The sequence below is a fragment of the Peribacillus sp. SIMBA_075 genome (assembly GCF_046534585.1).
On sequence record NZ_JAWRYN010000176.1, the window covers coordinates 1 to 387 of the forward strand.

At 56.6% G+C, this 387-nt stretch carries 1 rRNA gene; it reads right to left on the bottom strand.

Annotated features, from left to right (window positions below):
- Positions 1-305 (bottom strand): 16S ribosomal RNA (locus SB775_RS27690); the annotation flags it as partial.
- Positions 306-387 lie beyond the last annotated feature (82 nt).

Sequence of the window (387 nt, forward strand, 5' to 3'; positions counted from 1 at the left end):
CTCAGGTCGGCTACGCATCGTCGCCTTGGTAGGCCGTTACCCCACCAACTAGCTAATGCGCCGCGGGCCCATCCTGCAGTGACAGCCGAAACCGTCTTTCCGTGCAGCCTCATGAGAGGCCGCAAACTATTCGGTATTAGCACCGGTTTCCCGGAGTTATCCCGATCTGCAGGGCAGGTTGCCCACGTGTTACTCACCCGTCCGCCGCTAAACCAAAGGAGCAAGCTCCAATGGTTCCGCTCGACTTGCATGTATTAGGCACGCCGCCAGCGTTCGTCCTGAGCCAGGATCAAACTCTCCATTATAGAGTAGTTGATTGCTCAATACTGCTGGCGTATCGCCGTCTCGAAAGACGCGCGATTCGCTTGATCTGCCAAAGCTGATCAG